We start from the raw sequence: 5,029 nt of genomic DNA on the forward strand, positions 1-5,029 counted from the left end.
TTCGGTGGGAAGCTGCTTGGATGCTGACGGTGTCGATCGGGGCAGACAGGGCTGCTGCCTCGACGGTGCCGGGGTCGGCGCCGGCCGCGCGCCAGGCGATGGCGGCGGCGGTCATCGGCAGAGCTCCAGGCCGACCGCGCCGAGCCGACCGCGCCGAGCCGGACTTGACGGCTGCTCCAGCCATGGTGCAGGTAGATCTGCACTCGTTGAGCCGGGTGTCATAAACTGTGCCGGACATGGGGGCCGGCAAGAGTACGTCGTACTTGTAGTACAAGGCACGTAGTAGTCGGAAAAGGCGGTCTTTCGACCGCCTTTTCTTTATTCAAAGAACGGTATCCTGGAGCTCGCGGCTGCGAGTATCTGGATGTCATTATCCGTCGTGTGTCCCGTTTCAACAGCCGTATGATAGCCTGTGGCCCCAACTGCGCGATCCAGCGGCAAAAAGATCGGCGTGGCTTCTTCGTCGGTGTTCGTTATCACGTCTGCTGCGTGATACGCGTAACGTCCCGTGCATACAACGCTGTGGGAGCCTGTCAGCCTCCCAGTCTGGTCGGTGCCGGTGCTGTAGCGCCGTCCACGCACCCGACAAGACGTCACCGTCCTTGTACCTGTTTTACCAGCAGGGTCGCACCGACAAGTATTCCGTCTCGCGGTATGTCGATATTGATCGGATCTGTCGACCCGGGAAAACATGCCTCGGCGGTAGTGGGAGATATTCGCGCCGTTACTGTCGCTGTCCGTAGCGTCGAGCACGGTGATGCCATTCCGTCGACGCCGAGTTCCAGTAGGGGGAAATCCTTGCCCCGTTCCCCGAGGTCAACACCTGTTGGGTGGAGCCTCACCACCTGTCCGCGCGGAGGTTGCCGGTTGCCGAACAGACGGGACGAGGCCAGCCCGGCCACACCGCTGGCATGACGAAGCAGCACATCAACTCTGCCGTGACGACGTTCGGGATTCAGTACCTGCCAGTCGTAGTTCCGGCCGTACCGTTTCCAGGCGTACTCGGCTATTTCGTTGCGACGGCTGGAACCACAGTACTGGCCGTCACGTCCCACCATGCTCAACATCTCCTGCTCACCGAGCAGTAGCCAGCGGATGCCAGGACGGTTGTTGATCACTGATGTCGCCGCGGTCACCACAGGAACGGCCAGATGTTCTGAGAAGTGCGCGGCTGGGTCGAGGTCCATGTCCTTGCTGAGTATGACGATGGCGCGGGCTGGGTGGCCTTCATGTCGGATTGCGTAGGCGGAACGGGCGACCTGTATCCCGCAGAGCACATCCACAAGTTTCTCTTCAAAATTTCTCAGCCCGCCGCTACTGTTGTCCCGTAGCGCACCGTTCAGGATTCTGCCGCCATCTTTGGTGATGGAACGCGCGTATTCAAGGTTCTTGCCGATCTCACGGTGGAGTGCCTGACTGTTGCTCCCGGCGGCGCGGGTGCCGATGCCGACGTAGATCTCGACCGCGTCGAAACCGAATGGCTGGAGCGCCGTCCGAATACCAGGGACCGTGGGTAGGCGAGGGCTGCCCAGAACCTCCCGGGCCTGGCCGCGGACATTCTGCGCGTCAACTATGACGACCACTGGCAGGCAGGGCGGCGCACGGTGTGGGATAGTCGCGGATATTTTTGTGATCATTTTCTGCCTTCGCGGGACAGGGCTGCAAAGCTGATGAGACGGCATATGACGGATCTGTGCGTTCTGGTCGCTGTGGGTATCTCGTTCGGCGTGTCCGCCGGCGACGCTGTGGGCCGACAGCGCACACTGCCGCGGTTTTTCGGTGTCGATCGTTCTGGAGTGGCTGGATTACCGGGCGTCAGGAGGCGAACATGCGGATGGTGGCGGTGTGGTGGTGTTCGGCGAGGAGTTCCAGGCGGGGGGCGGTGGTGGCGGGGAGGTCCGCCGGGGGGTGGTTCGACAGGGCGGCCGCCTCGGCGGCGGTGTGGTCGATGGCGGGGGTGAGGCGGGTGAGCAGGGCGGTGACCGCCAGCGGGTCCAGGCCGAGCAGGCGGGTCGCGGCCGAGGCGGGGCCGCTGACCGTGCCGTAGGCGACGGCCAGCGCGGCGTCGGCGGGGGAGAGGCCGGCGTGCGCGGCGACCAGGCCGAACGCGACCGGATGGTGCGGCGCCGGGACCGGGCAGGACAGCCCCGGCCAGGCGGCGCGGCCCGCCCGCAGCAGCGCCCGGCCCTGTGCGCGGCTGGCGGAACGCTGCGCCGGCGACGGCGTCCGCGCGTCCAGCTCGACGTCCAGTTCGATGATCGCCCTGGTCGGCGTCGTGACGCCACCGGCGGCGTCGGTATCGGAGGAAGCGGAAGTAGCGATCTCCTCCGGATACGGCCGGTCTGACGACGGCCGGTCTGACAACGGCTGGGGTGGCGCGGCCGATAGCCGTCCCGAAACAGTGATCGGGAGGTTCCCGTCCGTATGCGGGCTGCGGGTCAGCCGGCAGGCGGCGGCGGCGAAGGCGGCGGAGACCAGGCCGGTCGTGGCCAGCCGGCCGCGCAGGAAGCGTTTGAGGCCGGCGAGGTCGGTGACGCTGCCGTCGACGGTCGCGGCCTCGATCCCGCCGGAGTGCGCATGACCACCCGCCGGCAGCCGCCCGTCCGCCAACAGCAACAACGCCGCCCGGCTCGCGTCCACCATCAGGCGTCCTCCCAACAGCGATCTCCCGACGGCGATCTCCCGACAGTCGTCAACAGCGAACGACTGTGACCGCCAGACTCCCGTAGTGCGTTCTGCGGGGCACAACATGTCCGCGCCGAGCCGCGTCTTCCGCCGCAGAAATCAGACCCGAAGAAGCGTACGACAGCGGTAGTATCTGGGCGTGACGCAGGTAAAACGCAGGGTTTCAGACACCCTTGATGTCGACCTCGTCTCGGCGTTCGAGACGGCGGGCGAGAATCTGTCTGTTCAGATCAACATGGGCATCCGGAACGGACCGGTACGAGATTGCCGGCACCGGGCGCTCGGCGACATGCTCGACCGGCTCGCCGCCGAGCGGGGTGCGCTCGACACCGTCGAGGACCAGGAAGAAACCGCGAGGTTCGTGCGTCTGCTGGGTGGCATGAGCGATGGCACAGGCGGCGGCGACGGCCTGACTTCGACTGTAGCTCCAGGCAGCGCGGACGGTGCGGCGCGGCGGGGGCGTCGGCGGGATGGGCGTGGCCGGAGCTGATGCTCGAAGCCGGAACAGGGCTCAGAACCGGGAGAGGAATCAGAAGAGGAAGTAGCGCTGGGCCATGGGGAGTTCGGCTACCGGGGCGGGTTCTATTGTGTCGCCGTCGATGGTGACGGTGAATGTTTCCGGGTCGACGTGGATGTCGGGGGTGGCGGTGTTCTCGGGCAGGTCCGCCTTGCCGCGGCGGCGGACGTCGGCGGTCGCGGCCATCGGCTTGGCCAGGCCGAGGCGCGCCGGCAGGCCGGCGTCGAGGGCGGCGGGGGCGACGAACGACAGTGACGACGCCGCGGCCGGGCCCGCCGCCGCCCCCCACATCGGACGCGGCAGCACCGGCTGTGGGGTGGGGATGGAGGCGTTCGCGTCGCCCATCGCCGCCCAGGCCACGAAACCGCCCTTGATGACGACGGCCGGCCGGACGCCGAAGAACGCCGGGTCGTAGAGCACCAGGTCGGCGAGCTTGCCCGGCTCCACCGAGCCGATCTCGGCGTCCAGGCCGTGCGCGACGGCCGGGCAGATCGTGTACTTGGCGACGTACCGGCGGGCGCGGGCGTTGTCGGCGCGCCCGTCCCCGGGCAGGGCGCCGCGCCTGACCTTCATCACGTGCGCGGTCTGCCAGGTGCGCAGGACGACCTCGCCGATGCGTCCCATGGCCTGCGAGTCCGAGCCGATCATCGAGATGGCGCCGAGGTCGTGCAGGACGTCCTCGGCGGCGATCGTGGACGGCCGGATGCGGCTCTCGGCGAAGGCCAGGTCCTCGGGCACGGTCGGGTTCAGATGGTGGCAGACCATGAGCATGTCGAGGTGTTCGTCGAGGGTGTTGACGGTGTGCGGGCGGGTCGGGTTCGTCGAGCTCGGCAGGACGTTCGCCGCCGCGGCCACGGTGATGATGTCCGGGGCGTGCCCGCCGCCGGCACCCTCGGTGTGGTAGGCGTGGATGGCCCGGCCGGCGATCGCGGCCAGGGTGTCCTCGACGAAACCGGCCTCGTTGAGGGTGTCGGAGTGCAGCGCGACCTGCACCCCGGAGGCGTCCGCGACCCGCAGGCAGGCGTCGATCGCCGCCGGGGTGGAGCCCCAGTCCTCGTGCAGCTTGAAGCCGGCGGCGCCGCCGCGCAGCTGCTCCCACAGGGCATCCTCACCGACGGTGTTGCCCTTGCCGAGCAGGACGACGTTGACCGGCAGCGCGTCCATCGCGGACAGCATCCGGGCGAGGTTCCACGGCCCGGGGGTGACGGTGGTGGCCCTGGTGCCCTCGGCCGGGCCGGTCCCGCCGCCGATCAGGGTGGTGATGCCGGCGCCGAGGGCTTCGGGGACCTGCTGCGGGCAGATCAGGTGGACGTGGCAGTCCACCGCCCCCGCGGTGAGGATCTTCCCGTTGCCGGCGAGGATCTCCGTGCCCGGGCCGATGACCAGGCCGGGGTGGACGCCGTCCATGATGTCGGGGTTGCCGGCCTTGCCGAGCGCGACGATCCGCCCGTCGCGGATGCCGACGTCGGCCTTGACGACACCCCAGTGGTCGAGGACGACCGCGCCGGTGATGACCAGGTCCGGGGTACCTTCGGCGCGCGACGCCCGGGCCTGCCCCATGGACTCCCGGATCACCTTGCCGCCGCCGAACACCGCCTCGTCGCCGGTGCCGGCGCCGGCGGGCCCGCGGCTGCGGTCCTCGGTGACCTCGATGAACAGGTCGGTGTCAGCGAGGCGGATGCGGTCACCGACGGTCGGCCCGTACAGGTCGGCGTAGCGGGCCCGGTCGAGGCGGCGGCTCACGGGCGCGCCCCACGCCGGCCCGGCGGGCCGGGGGCGTCGTCTGGCGGGCCGGGAGCGTCGCCCGCCGGGCCGGTTGGCGTACCG

At 68.9% G+C, this 5,029-nt stretch carries 4 protein-coding genes; 1 reads left to right on the forward strand and 3 read right to left on the reverse strand.

The window, feature by feature from the left end:
* Positions 1–593 precede the first annotated feature (593 nt).
* Positions 594–1,637 (reverse strand): hypothetical protein, encoded by a 1,044-nt coding sequence (locus tag NBW84_RS22465; RefSeq protein ID WP_250287195.1) that lies wholly within the window; start codon positions 1,635–1,637, stop codon positions 594–596.
* Positions 1,638–1,815: 178 nt separating this feature from the next.
* Complete coding sequence (locus tag NBW84_RS22470; protein WP_250287198.1) at positions 1,816–2,643, reverse strand: urease accessory UreF family protein; 828 nt, start codon at positions 2,641–2,643, stop codon at positions 1,816–1,818.
* Positions 2,644–2,824: 181 nt separating this feature from the next.
* On the opposite strand from NBW84_RS22470, the gene NBW84_RS22475 reads away from it, so the two are divergent.
* Complete coding sequence (locus NBW84_RS22475; RefSeq protein WP_250287196.1) at positions 2,825–3,175, forward strand: hypothetical protein; 351 nt, start codon at positions 2,825–2,827, stop codon at positions 3,173–3,175.
* Positions 3,176–3,214: 39 nt separating this feature from the next.
* On the opposite strand, the gene NBW84_RS22480 is transcribed toward NBW84_RS22475, so the two are convergent.
* On the reverse strand, positions 3,215–4,945 hold the full coding sequence (locus NBW84_RS22480) for an urease subunit alpha (RefSeq protein WP_250287199.1): 1,731 nt from the start codon (positions 4,943–4,945) through the stop codon (positions 3,215–3,217).
* Positions 4,946–5,029 lie beyond the last annotated feature (84 nt).

This window comes from Protofrankia sp. CiP1_Cm_nod2 (assembly GCF_920664355.1).
Lineage (GTDB): Bacteria > Actinomycetota > Actinomycetes > Frankiales > Frankiaceae > Protofrankia.